Here is a 19441-nt window from a genome sequence, read left to right as displayed (position 1 = left end):
CGATGATACAGATACAGGCCCTGCCCGCTTTCAGTGATAACTACATCTGGTTGTTACAAGATGCCGTGAACCAGCGCTGTGCGGTGGTCGACCCGGGCGATGCCGCCCCCGTGCTGGCCTGGCTGCAGGCGCATGCCGACTGGCAACTGACCGACATTCTGATCACCCATCACCACCACGACCATGTGGGTGGCGTTGAGCAGCTCAAGGCGCACACCGGCGCCCGCGTCAGCGGCCCGGCCAACGAACGCATACCCGCCCGCGACCAGGCCCTGAACGACAATGACCGCCTCGAGGTGCTGGGGCTTGAGTTCCAGGTGTTCGCCGTACCCGGCCACACCCTGGGGCACATCGCCTATTACTGTGCCCAGCCGCAGTTGCCGATGCTGTTCTGTGGCGACACGCTGTTCGCCGCCGGCTGCGGGCGCCTGTTCGAGGGCACGCCGGAGCAGATGCACCACTCGCTGGAGCGCCTGGCAGCGCTGCCGGCGGCCACCCAGGTGTATTGCGCCCACGAATACACCCTGAGCAACCTGCGCTTTGCCTGTGCGGTCGAGCCGCAGAACCCGCACGTTATCCAACGCTTCGAAGACGTTACCGCACTGCGCGCGCAAGATCGCATCACTTTGCCCTCCACCATCGCGCTGGAGAAGCTGACCAACCCGTTTTTGCGGGTAGCAGAAACATCCGTTAAACAAAAAATAGACGAACGGGTGGGCCGCATAAACCCTACGCCCAGTGCTGTTTTTGCAGGGTTGCGGGCCTGGAAAGACACGTTCTAAACAGGCGCTGTGAAGGTCGGAAAATTCTCAAAGGTTGACCGATGGGGGGTGCCTTTCTAGAATCGCCCGACATTTTTGCCCGGAACTTTCCCCCAGCCAATGTCGTCCCCTAGCCGCAGAACCTTCAATTCCGTTGCCCTGACGCGCCTGGCCCAAGCCAGTGCGCTGGCCCTGGCCGCCACCCTCGTGGGCTGCCAGAGCACGCGCCAGGTCGATGAATCCGATAGCGTTCGCGCGCACAACTTCCAGGCGCGGATCAAGCAGAAACCGATCTTCGTGCATGACAAGAAGCCGGTCGAGCCAGCCGTGGCCCAGGACGTCTGGGAACGCATGCGCCAGGGTTTCCAGTTGCAGGACGGCATTGCGGTGAACCCGCGCATCGAGCAGCAGCGCCTGTGGTTCGCCAGCAACCCTTCGTTCCTGGAAGGCGCCGGCGACCGCGGCAGCCTGTACATCCACTACATCGTCGAGCGTCTTGAAGAGCGCGACATGCCGCTGGAGCTGGCCCTGCTGCCGGCAATCGAAAGTGCCTACAACCCGATGGCCTATTCCCGCGCCCACGCGGTGGGCCTGTGGCAGTTCATCCCGTCCACCGGGCGCTACTTCAACCTGCGCCAGACGCGCTTCTACGATGGCCGTCGCGACATCACCGCCTCGACCAACGCGGCGCTGGACTATCTGACCCGCCTGCACGACATGTTCAACGGCGACTGGCTGCTGGCCCTGGCGGCCTACAACGCCGGTGAAGGCACGGTCAGCCGCGCCATCGAGCGCAACGAGAAGCTTGGCCTGCCAACCGACTACTGGAACCTGCCGCTGCCCAAGGAAACCCGTGACTACGTGCCAAAGCTGCTGGCCCTGTCGCAGGTGGTGCTGACCCCGCAGGCGTATGGCGTGAACCTCAACCCGATTGCCAACGAACCCTACTTCGAAGCCGTGGCGATCAAGGACCGGCTCGACCTGTCGCGGGTCGCCGCACTGGCCGAGATCGACGAAGACGAACTGTTCCAGCTCAACCCGGCCTTCAAGAAACGCATGACCGTGGACGGCCCGCAGCAGTTGCTGGTACCCACCGCCAAGGCGCAACTGCTGACCACCAGCCTGTCGAACATGAAGCCCGAAGAGCTGCTCAGCCTGCAGCCGAAAAAGGCGGTATTCGAGGCAGCCCTGGCCGAAGCCTCGACGCCGGTGCGCAACAGCCGCTACCGGGTCAAGCGTGGCGACAATCTGGGCAGCATCGCCCGGGCCAACAAGGTCAGCGTCAAGGACCTGCAGCGCTGGAACAAGCTGCGCGGCAACAACCTCAAGGTCGGCCAGACCCTGGTGATGCAAGGTGCGCAGCCTGCCAGCGCGGCCGGAAACCAGAAGAAGCCTACCCAATACAAGGTGCGCAAAGGCGATTCGCTGTACATGGTGGCCAAGCGTTTCAACGTTGAAATGCAGCACCTCAAGCGTTGGAATCCGCGCAGCGGCCACGCCCTCAAGCCCGGCCAGACCCTCACCGTCTACCTGCCGCACTGAGACCCGGGCCAGGCCTGCCTGGCCGCGGCCCCGGCGATCTCCGGGGCTGCTCTTTTTCCTGCCGATACAAGCTGTTACTGTAGCCGGAATAAAGCCCAAGCCCGGATCGGATCGCCGACTTGATACGTCCCCTCCTGTTGCTGTCATTCAGCCTGGCCTTGAGCTTTCCCGCGGGCGCGACCATCAGCGAAAGTCACGGTTACGCCCAGTTCGGCACGCTCAAGTACCCAGCCAAATTCACCCATTTCGATTGGGTAAACCCGCAAGCGCCCAAAGGCGGCACCTTGCGCGCCATGGCATTCGGCACGTTCGATACCCTCAACCCCTATACCTTCAAGGGCTCAAGCCCGGTCACCACGCCCAACTTCCTGCAGTACGGGGTGAACGAGCTGAACGAGACCCTGATGGTGGGCACCGGCCAGCGCGACCCCTCCGGCGATGAAGCCACCTCCAGCTACGGGCTGATCGCCCGTTCGGTGGAGTACAGCGAAGACCGCAGCTGGGTGGTGTTCAACCTGCGTCCCGAGGCACGCTTTCACGATGGCCGGCCGATCACCGCCGCCGACGTGGCGTTCTCCTACCGCACCCTGCTCAAGGAAGGCCACCCGCTCTACCGCACCAACCTGCAGGAAGTGCAGCGGGTCGACATCCTCAGCCCCAAGCGCATCCGCTTCGTGTTCAAGCGTGCCGGCAACCCGCTGCTGATCTTGCGCCTGGGCGAAATGCCGGTGCTGCCCCAGCATTACTGGAAAGGCCGCGACTTCAAGGCCACCACCTTCGAACCGCCACTGGGCAGCGGCCCGTACCGCATCACCCAGGTACAGCCAGGTCGAAGCCTGGTGTTCGAGCGGGTCAAGGACTACTGGGGCAAGGACCTGGCAGTCAACCGCGGCAAGTACAACTTCGACCGCGTCGAGTTCGAGTTCTACCGCGACAGCGATGTGGCCTTCGAGGCCTTCAAGGCGGGTGAATTCGATGTCTACATCGAGCACCAGGCCAAGAACTGGGCCACCGGCTACAACTTCCCCGCTGTGCGTCGTGGCCAGGTGATCCAGGCGCAGATCGCCCACCAGATCCCGACCCAGACGCAGGGATTGTTCATGAACAGCCGGCGCGCCGCCTTCAGCGACGACCGCGTGCGCCAGGCCCTGGGCCTGATGCTGGACTTCGAATGGACCAACCGCACCCTGTTCAGCAGCGCCTACAAGCGCGCCAGCAGTTACTACCCCAACAGCGAGTTCAGCGCCACCGGCCTGCCGGTGGGCAAGGAGTGGCTGCTGCTGGCGCCGTACCGCGACCAACTGCCTGCCGCCCTGTTCACCCAGCCCTACAGCGTGGGCAAGACCAACGGGCGCGGTATCGACCGCGATACCCTGCGCCAGGCCCTCAACCTGCTCGGCCAGGCAGGCTGGAAGCTCAGCGGCCAGCGCCTGCTCAACAGCAACGGGCAGCCGCTGAAGCTGGAAATTCTGCTGGTGAACCCGAACCTGGAGCGGATCCTGCAACCTTATGTCGAAAATCTTGCCAGCATCGGTATCGACGCGCGCTTGCGCACGGTAGACCGGGCCCAGTACAAACAACGGCTGGACCAATTTGATTTCGACATGATTCTGATGACCCTGAACCAGACCCTGAGCCCGGGCCTTGAGCAGTGGCTGTATTTTCATTCCAGCCAGGCCGCCACCAAAGGCAGCAAGAATTACGCGGGTGTGAAGAGCCCGGTGGTCGACCACCTGCTAGAGTCCCTGCTCAATGCACAGAGCCGCGACGACCAGGTGGCTGCGGCGCGCGCCCTCGATCGAGTGCTGCTATGGCAGCACTACATGGTTCCCAACTGGTATCTCGACTATCACCGCCTGGCCTACCGCAACCGGTTTGCCTTTGTCGCCACGCCGCCCTACACCCTGGGGCTGAACAGCTGGTGGCTCAAGCCCACGGAGAACGCCCAATGATGCCATTGCCGTGCCTGCGCCTGATCGCAGGCGGCCTGCTGCTGGCCAGCCTGAGCCTTCAGGCCCTGGCCGCCCCGCAACATGCAGTGACCCTCTACGACGAAGCGCCCAAGTACCCGGCCAACTTCAAGCATTTCGACTATGTGAACCCCGACGCGCCCAAGGGCGGCACCTTTCGCGTCAACGGCTCCGGCAGCTTCGACAGCCTCAACCCCTTCATCAACAAGGGCGTGCCGGCCGACAACATCGATCTGGTATACGACACCCTGGCGCGCAACAGCCTCGATGAGCCATTCACCGAATACGGGCTGCTGGCCAGGCAGATCGAAAAAGCCCCCGACAACAGCTGGGTGCGCTTCTACCTGCGCCCCGAGGCGCACTTTCAGGATGGCCATCCGGTTCGTGCCGAAGACGTCGTGTTCACCTTCAACACCCTGGTCACCAGCGGCGCACCGCTGTACCGCGCCTACTATGCCGACGTCGACGAAGTGATCGCCGAAGACCCGCTGCGTGTGCTGTTCAAGTTCAAGCACAAGGGCAACCGTGAACTGCCGCTGATCCTCGGCCAGTTGCCGGTGCTGCCCAAGCACTGGTGGGCCACCCGCGACTTCACCAAAGGCAACCTGGAGATCCCCCTGGGCAGCGGGCCGTACAAGGTCGCCGAGGTCAAGGCCGGGCGCTCGGTCCGCTACGTGCGCGACCCCGACTACTGGGGCAAGGACCTGCCGATCAACCGCGGCTTCTACAATTTCGACACCATTCGCGTCGACTACTACCGCGACAATACCGTGGCGCTCGAGGCGCTCAAGGCCGGCCAGTTCGACTACTGGCTGGAGGTCAGCGCCAAGAACTGGGCCACCGCCTACAACATCCCGGCAGTTCGCCAGAACCGCCTGATCCGCGAAGAGATCGCCAACGGCAACCCGACCGGCATGCAGGGCTTCGTGTTCAACCTGCGCCGCCCGATCTTCCAGGACGTGCGCGTGCGTGAGGCACTGAGCCTGCTGCTGGACTTCGAGTGGACCAACAAGCAGCTGTTCAATGGCGCCTACACCCGCACCACCAGCTACTTCGAAAATTCCGACATGGCGGCCAGCGGCCTGCCGGATGCGGCCGAACTGAAACTGCTGGAACCGCTGCGCGGGCAGATCCCCGACAAGGTGTTCACCGAAGCGTTCAAGAACCCGGTCACCGATGGCAGCGGCATGATCCGCGAGCAGCAACGCCAGGCCTACAAGCTGCTGCAGGAAGCCGGCTGGCGCATCCAGGACGACAAGATGGTGGATGCCCAGGGCAAGCCGGTGGTGATCGAGTTTCTGCTCGCCCAGACCGAGTTCGAGCGCATCCTGCTGCCCTACAAGCGCAACCTGGCCGACCTGGGCATCGAGCTGAACATTCGCCGGGTGGACGTATCGGAATACATCAACCGCCTGCGCTCGCGCGACTTCGACATGATCGTGGGCGGCTTCCCGCAATCCAACTCGCCGGGCAACGAGCAACGCGAGTTCTGGCAGAGCGCCAGCGCCGACAAGCCCGGCAGCCGCAACTTCATGGGCCTCAAGGACCCGGCCGTGGACACCCTGGTGGACGGCCTGATCAATGCCGACTCGCGCCAGAGCCTGATCGAACACACCCGTGCCCTGGACCGCGTGCTGCAATGGGGCTACTACGTGGTGCCCAACTGGCACATCAAGACCTGGCGCGTGGCGTACTGGAACCATATCGGCCACCCGGCCACGCCGCCCAAGTACGACATCGGCATCAACACCTGGTGGATCAAGCCGGACGTGAAACCGGTGGTGCCGGGGGCCGCAGACGCCGCCCCAGCCGATGCTGCCCCAGCGGGCGAGGCACCTTGACATGCTGGCCTATATCTTTCGCCGCCTGTTGCTGATCATCCCCACCCTGCTGGGTATCCTGATCATCAACTTCGTGATCATCCAGGCCGCGCCCGGTGGCCCGGTGGAACAGATGATCGCCAAGCTCGAGGGCTTCGACGGCGCCACCAGCCGCATCGCCGGTGGCGGTTCGGAAGTATCCGTGGCCGGCTCCAACTACCGTGGCGCCCAGGGCCTGGACCCTGCCCTGGTCAAGGAAATCGAGCGCATGTACGGCTTCGACAAGCCGGCGCCGGAACGCCTGTGGATCATGATCAAGAACTACGCCCGGCTGGATTTCGGCGACAGCTTCTTCCGCGACGCCAAGGTCATCGACCTGATTGCCGAGAAGATGCCGGTGTCGATCTCGCTGGGGCTGTGGAGCACGCTGATCATGTACCTGGTGTCGATCCCCCTGGGCATCGCCAAGGCTACCCGGCACGGCAGCCACTTCGACGTGTGGACCAGCTCGGCCATCATCGTCGGCTATGCGATCCCGGCATTCCTGTTCGCCATTCTGCTGATCGTGCTGTTTGCCGGCGGCAGCTACCTGGACTGGTTCCCCTTGCGCGGGCTCACCTCAAACAACTTCGATGAACTGAGCACCACGGGCAAGATCCTCGATTACTTCTGGCACCTGACCCTGCCGGTGACCGCGCTGGTGATCGGCAACTTCGCCACCATGACCCTGCTGACCAAGAACAGCTTCCTCGACGAGATCAACAAGCAGTATGTGATCACCGCCAAGGCCAAGGGCCTGAGCCCCAACCGGGTGCTCTACGGGCACGTGTTTCGCAACGCGATGCTGCTGGTGATCGCGGGCTTCCCCTCGGCATTCATCGGCATCTTCTTCACCGGCTCGCTGCTGGTGGAGGTGATCTTCTCCCTCGACGGCCTGGGCCTGATGAGCTTCGAGGCGGCCATCAACCGCGACTACCCGGTGGTGTTCGGCACGCTGTTCATCTTCACCCTGCTGGGCCTGGTGGTGAAGCTGATCGGTGACCTGACCTACACCCTGGTCGATCCGCGTATCGACTTCGACAGCCGGGAGCACTGAGATGACCCTATCCCCTCTCAACCGCCGCCGCTTCGAACGCTTCAAGGCCAACCGCCGTGGCTGGTGGTCGCTGTGGCTGTTCCTGATCCTGTTCGGGCTGAGCCTGGGCGCCGAGCTGATCGCCAACGACAAGCCGCTGGCGGTGCGTTACGACGGCGAATGGTACTTCCCCGCCCTCAAGCGCTACCCCGAGACCACCTTCGGCGGCGAGTTCCCGCTGGAGGCCAACTACAAGAGCCCGTACATCCGCGAGTTGCTGGCAGCCAAGGACAGCTGGGTGCTATGGGCACCGATCCCGTTCAGCTACCAGAGCATCAACTACGACCTGAAGGTGCCCGCCCCGGCCCCGCCCTCGGCGCAGAACCTGCTGGGCACCGACGACCAGGGCCGCGACGTGCTGGCGCGGGTGATCTACGGCTTTCGCATCTCGGTGCTGTTCGCCCTGACGCTGACGGTGTTCAGCTCGATCATCGGGGTGATCGCAGGCGCCCTGCAGGGCTTCTATGGCGGCTGGGTCGACCTGGCCGGGCAGCGCTTTCTGGAGATCTGGTCGGGGTTGCCGGTGCTGTACCTGCTGATCATCCTGGCCAGTTTCGTGCAGCCCAACTTCTGGTGGCTGCTGGGCATCATGCTGCTGTTCTCGTGGATGAGCCTGGTGGACGTGGTGCGCGCCGAGTTCCTGCGCGGGCGCAACCTGGAATACGTGCGCGCGGCGCGGGCGCTGGGCATGCAGAACGGCGCGATCATGTACCGGCACATCCTGCCCAACGCGATGGTCTCGACCATGACCTTTTTGCCGTTCATCCTGACCGGCGCCATCGGCACCCTCACGGCGCTGGACTTTCTCGGCTTCGGCCTGCCACCGGGCGCGCCGTCGCTGGGCGAGCTGGTGGCCCAGGGCAAGTCCAACCTGCAGGCGCCGTGGCTGGGCATGAGCGCCTTCGCGGTACTGGCACTGATGCTCAGCCTGCTGGTGTTCATCGGCGAGTCCGCCCGCGATGCCTTCGACCCGAGGAAATGAGATGAGCAACGACACCTTGATCGAAGTGCGCGACCTGTCGGTGGAGTTCGTCACCGGGGCGCAGCAGCAACGCGTGGTCGAAGGCATCAGCTTCGACATCCGTCGTGGCGAGACATTGGCACTGGTGGGCGAAAGCGGCTCGGGCAAGTCGGTGACCGCGCACTCCATCCTGCGCCTGCTGCCCTACCCGCTGGCCCGCCACCCCAGCGGCAGCATCACCTACGAAGGCCAGGACCTGCTCAAGCTGGAAGAAAAACAGATGCGGCGCATTCGCGGCAACCGCATCGCGATGATCTTCCAGGAGCCGATGACCTCGCTCAACCCGCTGCACAACATCGAGAAACAGATCAACGAGATTCTCATGCTGCACAAGGGCCTGCGCGGCAAGGCGGCCACCGAGCGCACCCTGGAACTGCTGGAACTGGTGGGCATTCCCGACCCGGTCAAGCGCCTCAAGGCCCTGCCCCACGAGCTGTCGGGCGGTCAACGCCAGCGGGTGATGATCGCCATGGCCCTGGCCAACGAGCCGGAGCTGCTGATCGCCGACGAACCGACCACCGCGCTGGACGTCACCGTGCAGCTGAAAATCCTCGAATTGCTCAAGGACCTGCAGGCGCGCCTGGGCATGGCGCTGCTACTGATCAGTCACGATTTGAACCTGGTGAAAAGAATTGCCCACCGCGTATGTGTCATGCAGCGCGGTTGCATCGTCGAACAGGCGTCGTGTGACGAATTGTTCCGTGCCCCGCAGCATCCGTATACGCAAATGCTGCTCGGTGCCGAGCCCAGCGGCAAGCCTGCCGACAACCCGGTGGGCCCGCCGCTGCTGGAGGTCGAGGACCTGCGCGTGTGGTTCCCGATCAAGAAGGGCCTGCTGCGCAAGACCGTGGACCACGTCAAGGCGGTGGACGGCATCAACTTCAGCCTGCCCCAGGGCCAGACCCTGGGCATCGTGGGCGAGAGTGGTTCCGGCAAGTCTACCCTGGGCCTGGCGATCCTGCGGTTGATCGGCAGCCAGGGCGCGATACGCTTTGAAGGCCAGGCGCTGGACGGCCTGACCCAGCAACAGGTGCGGCCGTTGCGCCGCCAGATGCAGGTGGTGTTCCAGGACCCCTTCGGCAGCCTGAGCCCGCGCATGAGCGTGAGCGATATCGTCGGAGAGGGCCTGCGCATTCATCGGATTGGCACGGAGGCAGAGCAGGAACAGGCGATCATGGAGGCGCTCGAGGAAGTAGGACTGGATCCGCAAACCCGGCACCGCTACCCTCACGAGTTCTCCGGTGGCCAGCGACAACGTATTGCCATTGCCCGGGCACTGGTATTGAAACCGGCGCTGATACTGCTGGACGAGCCCACTTCGGCGCTCGACCGGACCGTTCAGCGCCAGGTGGTGGAACTGCTGCGTACGCTGCAGACCAAGTACAACCTGACCTACTTGTTCATCAGCCATGACCTGGCGGTGGTCAAGGCGCTCAGCCACCAGTTGATGGTGGTAAAGCAGGGCAAGGTGGTGGAACAAGGTCCGGCTACGGGTATTTTCAGCGCCCCGCAACATCCCTATACACAGCAGCTGCTGGAAGCCGCCTTTTTGGCCCCCACAGCTGTCGATTAACCTGAAGAGGAACAACACATGGGTTTTCTCGCCGGTAAGCGCGTACTGATCGTCGGTGTCGCAAGCAAACTGTCCATCGCATCCGGCATCGCTGCCGCCATGCATCGCGAGGGTGCAGAACTTGCCTTCACCTACCAGAACGAAAAGCTCAAGGGCCGCGTCGAAGAGTTCGCCGCTGGCTGGGGCTCCAGCCCTGAGCTGTGCTTCCCCTGTGACGTTGCCAGCGATGAAGAAATCGCCAAGGTCTTCGAAGAACTGAGCAAGAAGTGGGACGGCCTGGACTGCATCGTGCACTCCGTAGGCTTCGCGCCGGGCGACCAGCTCGACGGCGACTTCACCCAGGCCACCACCCGTGATGGCTTCCGCATTGCCCACGACATCAGCGCCTACAGCTTCGTGGCCCTGGCCAAGGCCGGTCGCGACATGATGAAGGGCCGCAATGGCAGCCTGCTGACCCTGTCGTACCTGGGCGCCGAGCGCACCATGCCCAACTACAACGTGATGGGCATGGCCAAGGCCAGCCTGGAAGCCGGCGTGCGCTACCTGGCGCGCAGCCTGGGCCCGGAAGGCACTCGTGTGAACGCTGTTTCGGCCGGCCCGATCCGTACCCTGGCAGCCTCGGGTATCAAGAACTTCCGCAAGATGCTGGACGCCAACGAAGCGCAGACCCCGCTGCGTCGCAACGTCACCATCGACGAAGTCGGCAACGCCGGCGCGTTCCTCTGCTCGGACCTGGCGTCGGGCGTGAGCGGTGAAATCATGTACGTGGACGGTGGCTTCAACACTACCGCCATGGGCGACCTTACCGAGTAAGGTTGGCAGGATGGGAAAAGGCCGCTGATGCGGCCTTTTCTTTTGTCCGGGATCTGGCCATTCGCCGGCAAGGCCGGCTCCTGAAGAGGTTGCGATCCCTGTAGGAGCCGGCCTTGCCGGCGAACGCCCCCGTACAACCAACACAAAAACAGAAAGGGCCGCATCAGCGGCCCTTTCCGTTTACAGCAGCATCACTCAGTAACGGGTGATGTCCGCCTTCTCTTCCAACTGCTTGCGGTACGCAGCGAAGTCCTGCTGGCCAGCACGCGACGCCAGGAAGCGACGGTAGGCCGCCTTCTCTTCGTCACTTGCCGCAGCACCTTCGTTGACGCCGTTCAGGCGCAGGACCACAAAGCTGCCGTCGTTCAAGGTGACGCTACCGAAGGTCGGCTTGTCCTTGGCTTGCGGCTTGCTCATGCGGAACACCGCCTGCAGCTCGGCCGGGTCGATGGCCTCCTGGTTGCGTGTGACCGCTTCCTGGACCTTCCAGCTCTGGCCTTCCTGGCTAGCTGCCAGTTCGACCTTGCCGTCGCGCAGGCCGGCGATCAGCGCCTCGCCCTTGGCCTTGGCCGCCGCACTGGCGTGCTCCCTGGCCAGGTGCTTGCGAATGCTGTCGCTCACCACTTCCAGCGGCAGTTGCTCAGGCTTGCGGTGCTCCTTGACACGGATGACCACGACCGTCTCCGGGTCCAGCTCGATGGCGGTGCTGTTGGCACCCTCTTCCAGCACTTCCGGGCTGAACGCCGCCTGGATCACCGCACGGTTGGCCGTGATGCCATCGCCACCTTCACGACCGAACGGCGCCGAGGTGTTCAGCTTCAGGCCAAGCTCCTGGGCCGGCTGGGCCAGGTCGGAGGCTTCGAACGCCGAGTCCTCCAGCTGCTTGGTCACTTCGACGAAGCGCTGTTCGACCTGCTGGGTCTTGAGCTCGCGGGTCAGCTTGTCTTTCAGGCTGGCGAAGGTCGGCACTTCAGGTGCCTGCACATCCAGCAGCTTGATCAGGTGCCAACCGAAGTCGGTACGCACCGGCGCCGATACCTGGCCCTTGTTCAGCGCATACAGCGCCTCTTCGAAGGCCGGGTCGTAGACGCCCTGGCCGGCATAGCCCAGGTCACCACCCGTGGCGGCAGAGCCCGGGTCCTGGGAGAACTCCTTGGCCAGCTTGGCAAAGTCTTCGCCTTTGTCCAGACGCTGCTTGATCTCTTCGATGCGGGCCTTGGCCTGGGCATCGTCAAGCTTGTCGTTGACTTCGATGAGGATGTGCGCGGCATGGCGCTGCTCGGCCAGGTTGGCGATTTCCTTCTGGTACAGCGCCTGGAGCGCCTCGTCGTCGACCTTGACCTGGTCGAAGAACGCGGCCTTCTTCAGCTCGATGTAGTCGATGACCACCTGATCGGGGCTCATGAACTCCTTGGCGTGCTCGTCGTAGTGCGCCTTGATCTCTTCGTCGGTGACCTTGACCGCGGCCGGGTCGGCCTTGAAGGTCAGCGAAGCGAAATCACGGGTCTGCTTCTCCAGGCGGGCAAATGCCTCGACCTGCGAATCGGTAACAAAACCGCTGCCGGCCAGGCCAGCACGCAGTTGGCCGATCAGCATTTCCTGCGCCAGCATGTCGCGGAACTGCAGGCGACCGTAGCCCAGCTGACGAATCACCTGGTCGAAACGCTCGGGGCTGAACTTGCCGTCAACCTGGAACTCCGGCGTTTGCAGGATGACCTGGTCAAGCGCGGCCTCGGAGAAGCTGAACTTGGCATCCTTGGCGCCCTGGAGCAGCAGCTTGCGCTCGATAAGGCCCTTGAGTGCTGCTTCACGCAGCATTTTTTCATCCAGCAGGGAGGCGTCGAAATCCTTGCCCAGCTGTTGCATCAGTTGCCGACGTTGCATGTCGACAGCCTGGCTCAGCTCATTCTGGCTGATGGTGTCGCCATTGACCTTGGCAGCGTCCTGGCTATGGGTGGTGGCCTGGAAGATGGCATCGAAGCCGGTCAGCGCCATCAAGGCCACGATGACACCGATGATGGTCTTGGCAATCCAACCTTGTGAATTGTCCCTGATATTTTGAAGCATGCGTCCCCCAGAAACGGCCGTACTAAATAAACAACCGCGGAGCGTGGGTAGAGTCCTGATAGAAGAAAGGCGCATCCGAGGATGCGCCTTCTCGTAACTGGCGAAGCACACGGGAATCTGTTTTTGCGATTCCCCGTGCTGCGCTACCAGGCCAGGCGAAACCCGACCCGGTTAGGCGAAGCCTGAAAGAGACGCCTTAGTTGACGGCTTCTTTCAGTGCTTTGCCGGCCTTGAAGCCTGGCTTCTTGGCAGCAGGAATTTCCAGAGTCTTGCCGGTTTGCGGGTTGCGACCGGTACGGGCAGGACGATCGGTTACCGAGAAGGTACCGAAACCGACCAGCACCACGGAATCACCGGCTTTCAGGGCGCCGGTGACGGATTCGATGACTGCGTCCAGCGCACGGCCGGCAGCAGCTTTCGGGATATCAGCAGATGCGGCAATAGCGTCAATCAGTTCCGACTTGTTCACTCTAAGTCCCCTTATCTCTATTTGAGTTTGTTTCTAAGTATGTAATGAAAAGCAAAACGATTGCCGGGTGGCCCACCGACAAGTGGGCGCCGCTTTATAACAAGGGCCCGAATTAACGTCGTGGAGGCCCCCCAGCCAAATACGTACTAATGGGTACTGATTCGTTCCTTGGAATCGCTGTCGCGCTTTTCATCCTTGGCGACAATCTCGGGAGCCACATCTGGCAAGGGCTCCGGGGCGTATTGCAGCGCAATTTGGAGGACTTCGTCAATCCATTTGACAGGTTTAATCTGAAGATCCTGTTTAATATTGTCAGGAATTTCCTTCAGGTCGCGCACATTCTCTTCTGGAATGATCACGGTCTTGATCCCGCCGCGGTGTGCTGCCAGCAGTTTTTCCTTCAAACCGCCAATGGCCAGCACCTGGCCACGCAGGGTGATTTCCCCGGTCATGGCCACATCGGCGCGCACCGGAATCCCGGTCAGGGCCGACACCAGTGCAGTGCACATGCCGATGCCAGCGCTTGGGCCGTCCTTGGGGGTAGCCCCTTCCGGCATGTGAATGTGGGTGTCGCGCTTCTCGTGGAAGTCGGCCGGGATCCCCAGGCTGCGTGCACGGCTGCGCACCACGGTCTGCGCGGCAGTGATCGACTCGACCATCACATCGCCCAGCGAGCCGGTCTTGATCAGTTGACCCTTGCCCGGAATCACCGCGGCCTCGATGGTCAGCAGCTCGCCGCCCACCTGGGTCCACGCCAGGCCGGTTACCTGCCCTACCTGGTCCTGCTGCTCGGCCAGGCCGTAGCGGAACTTGCGAACGCCCAGGTAATGCTCGAGGTTGTCACCATCGACCTTGACGGCCACCTGCTTGAGCCCGGCATGTTCCTTGACGACCTTGCGGCAGATCTTGGCGATCTGGCGCTCCAGGCCCCGCACACCGGCTTCGCGGGTGTAGTAGCGGATGATGTCGCGGATGGCGGCAGTGTCGATCTCCAGCTCGCCCTTCTTCAGGCCGTTGGCCTTGATCTGCTTGGGCGAGAGGTACTTGACCGCAATGTTGATCTTCTCGTCTTCGGTGTACCCCGGCAGACGAATCACTTCCATCCGGTCGAGCAGCGCCGGCGGGATATTCATCGAGTTGGAGGTGCACAGGAACATCACGTCCGACAGGTCGTAATCGACCTCCAGATAGTGATCGTTGAAGTTGTGGTTCTGCTCGGGGTCGAGCACTTCGAGCAGTGCCGAGGCCGGGTCGCCACGCATGTCGCTGCCCATCTTGTCGATTTCATCGAGCAGGAACAGCGGGTTGCGCACACCCACCTTGGTCATCTTCTGGATCAGGCGACCTGGCATCGAACCGATGTAGGTACGGCGGTGACCGCGAATTTCTGCCTCGTCACGCACGCCACCCAGGGCCATGCGCACGAACTTGCGATTGGTGGCGCTGGCAATGGACTCGGCCAGGGAGGTCTTGCCTACCCCCGGCGGGCCGACCAGGCACAGTACCGGGCCGCGGATCTTCTTCACGCGCTTTTGCACGGCGAGGTATTCGAGGATGCGTTCCTTGACCTCGTCCAGGCCATAGTGGTCGGCATCCAGGATCTCTTCGGCCTTGGCCAGGTCAAGGCGCACCTTGCTCTGCGCCTTCCACGGCACCTGCACCAGCCAGTCGAGGTACGAGCGCACCACGGTGGCTTCAGCCGACATCGGCGACATCTGCTTGAGCTTGTTCAGCTCGGCCTGGGCCTTGGCGTAGGCATCCTTGGGCAGGCCGGCAGCGTCGAGGCGCTTTTTCAGCTCTTCGACTTCGTTGTGGCCTTCGTCGCTGTCGCCGAGCTCTTTCTGAATGGCCTTCATCTGCTCATTCAGGTAGTACTCGCGCTGGCTGCGCTCCATCTGCTTCTTGACCCGACCACGGATGCGCTTCTCGACCTGCAACAGGTCGATTTCGGCATCCAGCAAGGCCAGGACGTGCTCGACCCGGGCGCCCAGGTCGATGATTTCGAGAATTTCCTGCTTCTGCTCGATCTTCAGGGCCATGTGGGCGGCCATGGTGTCGACCAGGCGGCCCGGCTCGTCGATGCTGTTGAGCGAAGAGAGGACTTCAGCGGGGACCTTCTTGCCCAGCTGCACATACTGTTCGAATTGCGACAGCAGGCTGCGCACGAAGACTTCGGACTCGCGATCGGCGGCCTCGACTTCGTCGATCAGCGCCACATCGGCGCGAATATGCCCGTCGACTTCGACAAAGCGCTCAACCGCACCGCGCTGCTCGCCCTCGACCAGCACCTTGACGGTGCCATCGGGCAGTTTGAGCAGTTGCAGTACGGTTGCGATGGTGCCGACACGGTACAGGGCATCTTCACCTGGATCGTCATCAGCTGGATTCTTCTGGGCCAGCAGGAGGATCTGCTTCTCGCCCGTCATCGCGGCCTCGAGGGCCTCGATGGACTTTTCACGCCCCACGAACAGCGGGATGACCATGTGCGGGTAAACGACGACATCGCGCAATGGCAAAAGAGGCAAGTCGAGGGTTGTCTTCATGATTTCGCCTCTACAGCGGCCTTATGGCCGTAATCCGATGGAAATTTGAGCATGGAGTTAATGTGGGGGCAGGCCCGCAAAAAAACAAGCTCTGCGACAGGAAAAGCAAAGGGGCCCGTAGGCCCCTTGCTGGTTTGCTGCCGTCACCCGACTCAGGCGTCGGGTGCAGCCTTGGCTTGCGGCTCGCTGTTCTCGTAGATCAACAGCGGCTTGGACGAGCCATCGATGACGCTCTCGTCGATCACCACCTTGCTGACATCCTTCTGCGAAGGAATCTCGTACATGGTGTCGAGCAGGATGCCTTCGAGTATCGAACGCAGGCCACGGGCACCGGTCTTGCGCTCCAGTGCCTTGCGGGCCACCGACTTGAGCGCATCGCTGCGGAACTCCAGGTCGACGCCTTCCATCTCGAACAGCTTGCCGTATTGCTTGGTCAAGGCGTTCTTCGGCTCGGTGAGGATCTGCATCAGCGCAGCCTCGTCGAGCTCGTCGAGGGTTGCCAGTACCGGCAGGCGGCCGACGAACTCGGGAATCAGGCCAAACTTGACCAGATCGTCCGGCTCGACTTCACGCAGCGACTCGCCAACCTTCTTGCCTTCTTCCTTGCTGCGAACTTCCGCACCAAAGCCGATGCCACCGCGGGTGGAACGGTTCTGGATGACCTTTTCGAGGCCCGAGAACGCACCGCCGCAAATGAACAGGATGTTGCGCGTATCGACCTGCAGGAACTCCTGCTGCGGGTGCTTGCGGCCACCTTGCGGCGGTACCGAGGCAACCGTGCCCTCGATCAGCTTGAGCAATGCCTGCTGCACGCCTTCGCCCGAAACGTCACGGGTGATGGACGGGTTGTCCGACTTGCGCGAGATCTTGTCGATTTCGTCGATGTAGACAATGCCCATCTGGGCCTTTTCCACGTCGTAGTCGCACTTCTGCAGCAGTTTCTGAATGATGTTCTCGACATCTTCACCGACATAACCCGCTTCGGTCAGCGTGGTGGCATCGGCAATGGTGAACGGCACATTCAACAGACGCGCGAGGGTTTCGGCGAGCAGGGTCTTACCCGAGCCCGTCGGTCCGATCAGCAGGATGTTGCTCTTGCCGAGCTCGACATCGTCGTTCTTCTTGTCACGTTGGTTCAGGCGCTTGTAGTGGTTGTACACCGCTACGGCCAAGACTTTTTTCGCGCGCTCCTGACCAATGACGTACTGGTCCAGGATGCCGCTGATTTCTTTCGGCGAAGGCAATTTATGCGCGCTGCTCTCGGCCTGGGCTTCCTGCACCTCCTCACGGATGATGTCGTTGCACAGGTCGACGCACTCGTCGCAGATAAAGACCGAGGGGCCGGCAATCAACTTGCGTACTTCATGCTGGCTTTTGCCGCAGAAGGAGCAATAGAGCAATTTGCCGTTGTCCTCGCCGTTACGGGTGTCAGTCATTCGATCGATCCAATCCGGTAGGCTTGCAACACAAGATGAAGGCAATTGCGGGCTTTTTCAAGTCCACAGGTGGCGGGAGGGCCCGCCCACCCGCTTGGCTGCCTATCAAACAGGCCGCTTGTGGAGCACCGAGTCGATCAGGCCGTATTCGGCAGCACGCTCGGCGCTCATGAAGTTGTCGCGGTTGGTGTCACGCTCGATGGTTTCGAGGTCCTGCCCGGTGTGATGGGCCAGCAGCTCGTTCAGACGCGAACGGATCTGCAGGATTTCCTTGGCGTGGATCTCGATATCCGAGGCCTGACCCTGGAAGCCACCCAGCGGCTGGTGAATCATCACCCGCGAGTTCGGCAGGCAGAAACGCTTGCCATGGGCACCGGCAGCCAGCAGGAACGCGCCCATGGAGCACGCCTGACCGATGCAGGTGGTGGAAACGTCGGGCTTGATGAACTGCATGGTGTCGTAGATCGACATGCCTGCTGTCACCGAACCACCCGGCGAGTTGATGTAGAGATGGATGTCCTTGTCCGGGTTTTCCGCTTCAAGGAACAGCAATTGCGCTGCGATCAGGTTGGCCATGTAGTCCTCTACCGGGCCGACCAGAAAGATCACCCGCTCCTTCAACAGGCGCGAGTAGATGTCATAGGCGCGTTCGCCACGAGCGGATTGCTCGATAACCATCGGGACCAGGCCGCCTGCGGCCTGGATGTCAGAGCTCTGCTGATAATAAGAATTGCGGGACATGTCCTGCACTCACTCCCAAATAGTCATGTCTTGAATACGCACAAGCCAGCTCGAAGGCTGGCTTGTGGTGTTTTCCTACAAGAGAAGGAAATCAGTCAGCGGCAGGTGCCTGCACCGGCTTGACAGCTTCTTCGTAAGAGACCGATTTGTCGGTCACAGTCGCTTTCTGCAGAACAGTATCCACAACTTGTTCTTCCAGCACAACCGAACGGACTTCGTTCAGCTGCTGGTCGTTCTTGTAGTACCAGGCCACGACTTGCTCAGGCTCCTGGTAGGCCGAGGCCATTTCCTGGATCATTTCGCGAACGCGGTCTTCGTCTGGCTTGAGGTCGAACTGCTTGACCACTTCGGCGACGATCAGACCCAGCACGACGCGGCGCTTGGCTTGCTCTTCGAACAGCTCGGCCGGCAGTTGCTCAGGCTTGATGTTGCCACCGAACTGCTGAACGGCCTGCACGCGCAGACGGTTCACTTCGTTTTCCAGCAGGGCCTTTGGCACTTCGATCGGGTTGGCAGCCAGCAGGCCGTCCATTACCTGGTTCTTGACCTTGGTCTTGATGGCCTGGCGCAGTTCACGCTCCATGTTCTTGCGAACTTCGGTGCGGAAGCCTTCGATGCCGGTTTCCTTGATGCCGAACTGGGCGAAGAACTCTTCGGTCAGCTCAGGCAGTTTTGGCTCGGAAACGCTGTTGACGGTAACGGTGAACTCGGCGGCTTTGCCAGCCAGGTCCAGGTTCTGATAGTCCTCGGGGAAGGTCAGGTTCAGAACGCGCTCTTCACCGGCCTTGGCGCCGACCAGACCTTCTTCGAAGCCTGGGATCATGCGGCCGGACCCCAGCACCAGCTGGGTGCCCTGGGCCGAACCACCGGCGAACACTTCACCGTCGACCTTGCCGACGAAATCGATGTTCAGCTGGTCTTCGTTCTGGGCAGCACGGTCGGTCGCTTCAAAGCGAACGTTCTGCTTGCGCAGCACTTCCAGCATGTTGTCCAGATCGGCGTCAGCCACTTCGGCGCTCAGGCGCTCGACGTTGATCGACTCGAAACCGGCAACGGTGAACTCAGGGAACACTTCGAAGACGGCAACGTATTCCAGGTCCTTGCCCGCTTCGAGCGACTTCGGCTCGATCGACGGCGAACCGGCCGGGTTCAGCTTCTGCTCGACCACGGCTTCGTAGAAGGAGGACTGGATCACATCGCCTACTGCTTCCTGGCGAGCGTCAGCACCGAAACGGCGCTTGATTTCGCTCATTGGAACTTTGCCTGGACGGAAGCCAGCGATCTTGGCCTTTTGGGCGGTCTGCTGCAGACGCTTGTTGACCTGGCTCTCGATACGCTCAGCCGGCACGGTGACGCTCATGCGGCGCTCGAGAGCGGAAGTATTTTCAACAGAAACTTGCATGGATATTCCTCGTTGCACAGACGTTAGCCGGCGATACCGACTCCAGAATCAAGGGCAAGCATTCTAGTGACTCAAACACCAGAAGTCACCCCGTTCAAATCAAGGAGAACAGGCCGCGGCACATTTGAATTTCGCACAACTGCCCCGA

Annotated in this window: 14 protein-coding genes; 8 read left to right on the top strand and 6 right to left on the bottom strand. The window is 61.9% G+C overall.

Annotated features, from left to right (window positions below; all coding sequences use genetic code 11):
* Positions 1 to 2: 2 nt before the first annotated feature.
* From gloB to fabI, 8 genes are all read left to right on the top strand, one after another.
* Positions 3 to 782 (top strand): hydroxyacylglutathione hydrolase, encoded by a 780-nt coding sequence (gene gloB, locus B4I46_RS00965; protein ID WP_043859726.1) that lies wholly within the window; start codon positions 3 to 5, stop codon positions 780 to 782.
* A gap of 99 nt (positions 783 to 881) precedes the next feature.
* Positions 882 to 2303 carry a LysM peptidoglycan-binding domain-containing protein gene (locus B4I46_RS00960; RefSeq protein ID WP_043859725.1) on the top strand — a complete coding sequence of 474 codons (1422 nt, stop codon included), beginning with the start codon at positions 882 to 884 and terminating at the stop codon, positions 2301 to 2303.
* 119 nt (positions 2304 to 2422) lie between these two features.
* Entirely contained in the window at positions 2423 to 4255 is a 1833-nt protein-coding gene (locus tag B4I46_RS00955; RefSeq protein WP_286898121.1) for an extracellular solute-binding protein, read from the top strand.
* Positions 4252 to 6114, top strand: coding sequence for an extracellular solute-binding protein (locus tag B4I46_RS00950; RefSeq protein ID WP_286898119.1), 1863 nt, complete (start codon positions 4252 to 4254; stop codon positions 6112 to 6114). The genes B4I46_RS00955 and B4I46_RS00950 overlap by 4 nt, the downstream gene beginning before the upstream one ends.
* Before the next feature lies 1 nt (position 6115).
* Positions 6116 to 7189 (top strand): microcin C ABC transporter permease YejB, encoded by a 1074-nt coding sequence (locus B4I46_RS00945; RefSeq protein WP_043864486.1) that lies wholly within the window; start codon positions 6116 to 6118, stop codon positions 7187 to 7189.
* 1 nt (position 7190) lies between these two features.
* Entirely contained in the window at positions 7191 to 8210 is a 1020-nt protein-coding gene (locus tag B4I46_RS00940; protein WP_043864487.1) for an ABC transporter permease, read from the top strand.
* Between the two features lies 1 nt (position 8211).
* Positions 8212 to 9822, top strand: coding sequence for an ABC transporter ATP-binding protein (locus B4I46_RS00935; RefSeq protein WP_043864488.1), 1611 nt, complete (start codon positions 8212 to 8214; stop codon positions 9820 to 9822).
* A gap of 18 nt (positions 9823 to 9840) precedes the next feature.
* Entirely contained in the window at positions 9841 to 10635 is a 795-nt protein-coding gene (fabI, locus tag B4I46_RS00930; RefSeq protein WP_043864489.1) for an enoyl-ACP reductase FabI, read from the top strand.
* 195 nt (positions 10636 to 10830) lie between these two features.
* Here fabI and B4I46_RS00925 read toward each other — a convergent pair whose 3' ends face one another.
* The 6 genes from B4I46_RS00925 to tig form a co-directional block, all read right to left on the bottom strand.
* Complete coding sequence (locus tag B4I46_RS00925) at positions 10831 to 12702, bottom strand: SurA N-terminal domain-containing protein (RefSeq protein WP_054915281.1); 1872 nt, start codon at positions 12700 to 12702, stop codon at positions 10831 to 10833.
* Between the two features lie 196 nt (positions 12703 to 12898).
* Positions 12899 to 13171, bottom strand: coding sequence for an HU family DNA-binding protein (locus B4I46_RS00920; RefSeq protein WP_003183171.1), 273 nt, complete (start codon positions 13169 to 13171; stop codon positions 12899 to 12901).
* A gap of 146 nt (positions 13172 to 13317) precedes the next feature.
* Complete coding sequence (lon, locus tag B4I46_RS00915; protein WP_043864491.1) at positions 13318 to 15714, bottom strand: endopeptidase La; 2397 nt, start codon at positions 15712 to 15714, stop codon at positions 13318 to 13320.
* Between the two features lie 152 nt (positions 15715 to 15866).
* Positions 15867 to 17150, bottom strand: a complete 1284-nt coding sequence (clpX, locus tag B4I46_RS00910) for an ATP-dependent Clp protease ATP-binding subunit ClpX (RefSeq protein ID WP_043864492.1) — start codon at positions 17148 to 17150, stop codon at positions 15867 to 15869.
* Between the two features lie 105 nt (positions 17151 to 17255).
* Complete coding sequence (clpP, locus tag B4I46_RS00905; RefSeq protein WP_043864493.1) at positions 17256 to 17891, bottom strand: ATP-dependent Clp endopeptidase proteolytic subunit ClpP; 636 nt, start codon at positions 17889 to 17891, stop codon at positions 17256 to 17258.
* A gap of 91 nt (positions 17892 to 17982) precedes the next feature.
* Positions 17983 to 19293 carry a trigger factor gene (gene tig, locus B4I46_RS00900; RefSeq protein ID WP_043864494.1) on the bottom strand — a complete coding sequence of 437 codons (1311 nt, stop codon included), beginning with the start codon at positions 19291 to 19293 and terminating at the stop codon, positions 17983 to 17985.
* Between the last annotated feature and the right edge of the window lie 148 nt (positions 19294 to 19441).

This window comes from Pseudomonas sp. UBA7500, assembly GCF_002478435.1.
In the GTDB taxonomy this organism is placed as follows: domain Bacteria; phylum Pseudomonadota; class Gammaproteobacteria; order Pseudomonadales; family Pseudomonadaceae; genus Aquipseudomonas; species Aquipseudomonas palmensis.
The sequence above is the reverse complement of the archived record's forward strand: the minus strand, read 5'-3'. Positions and strand labels throughout refer to the sequence as shown.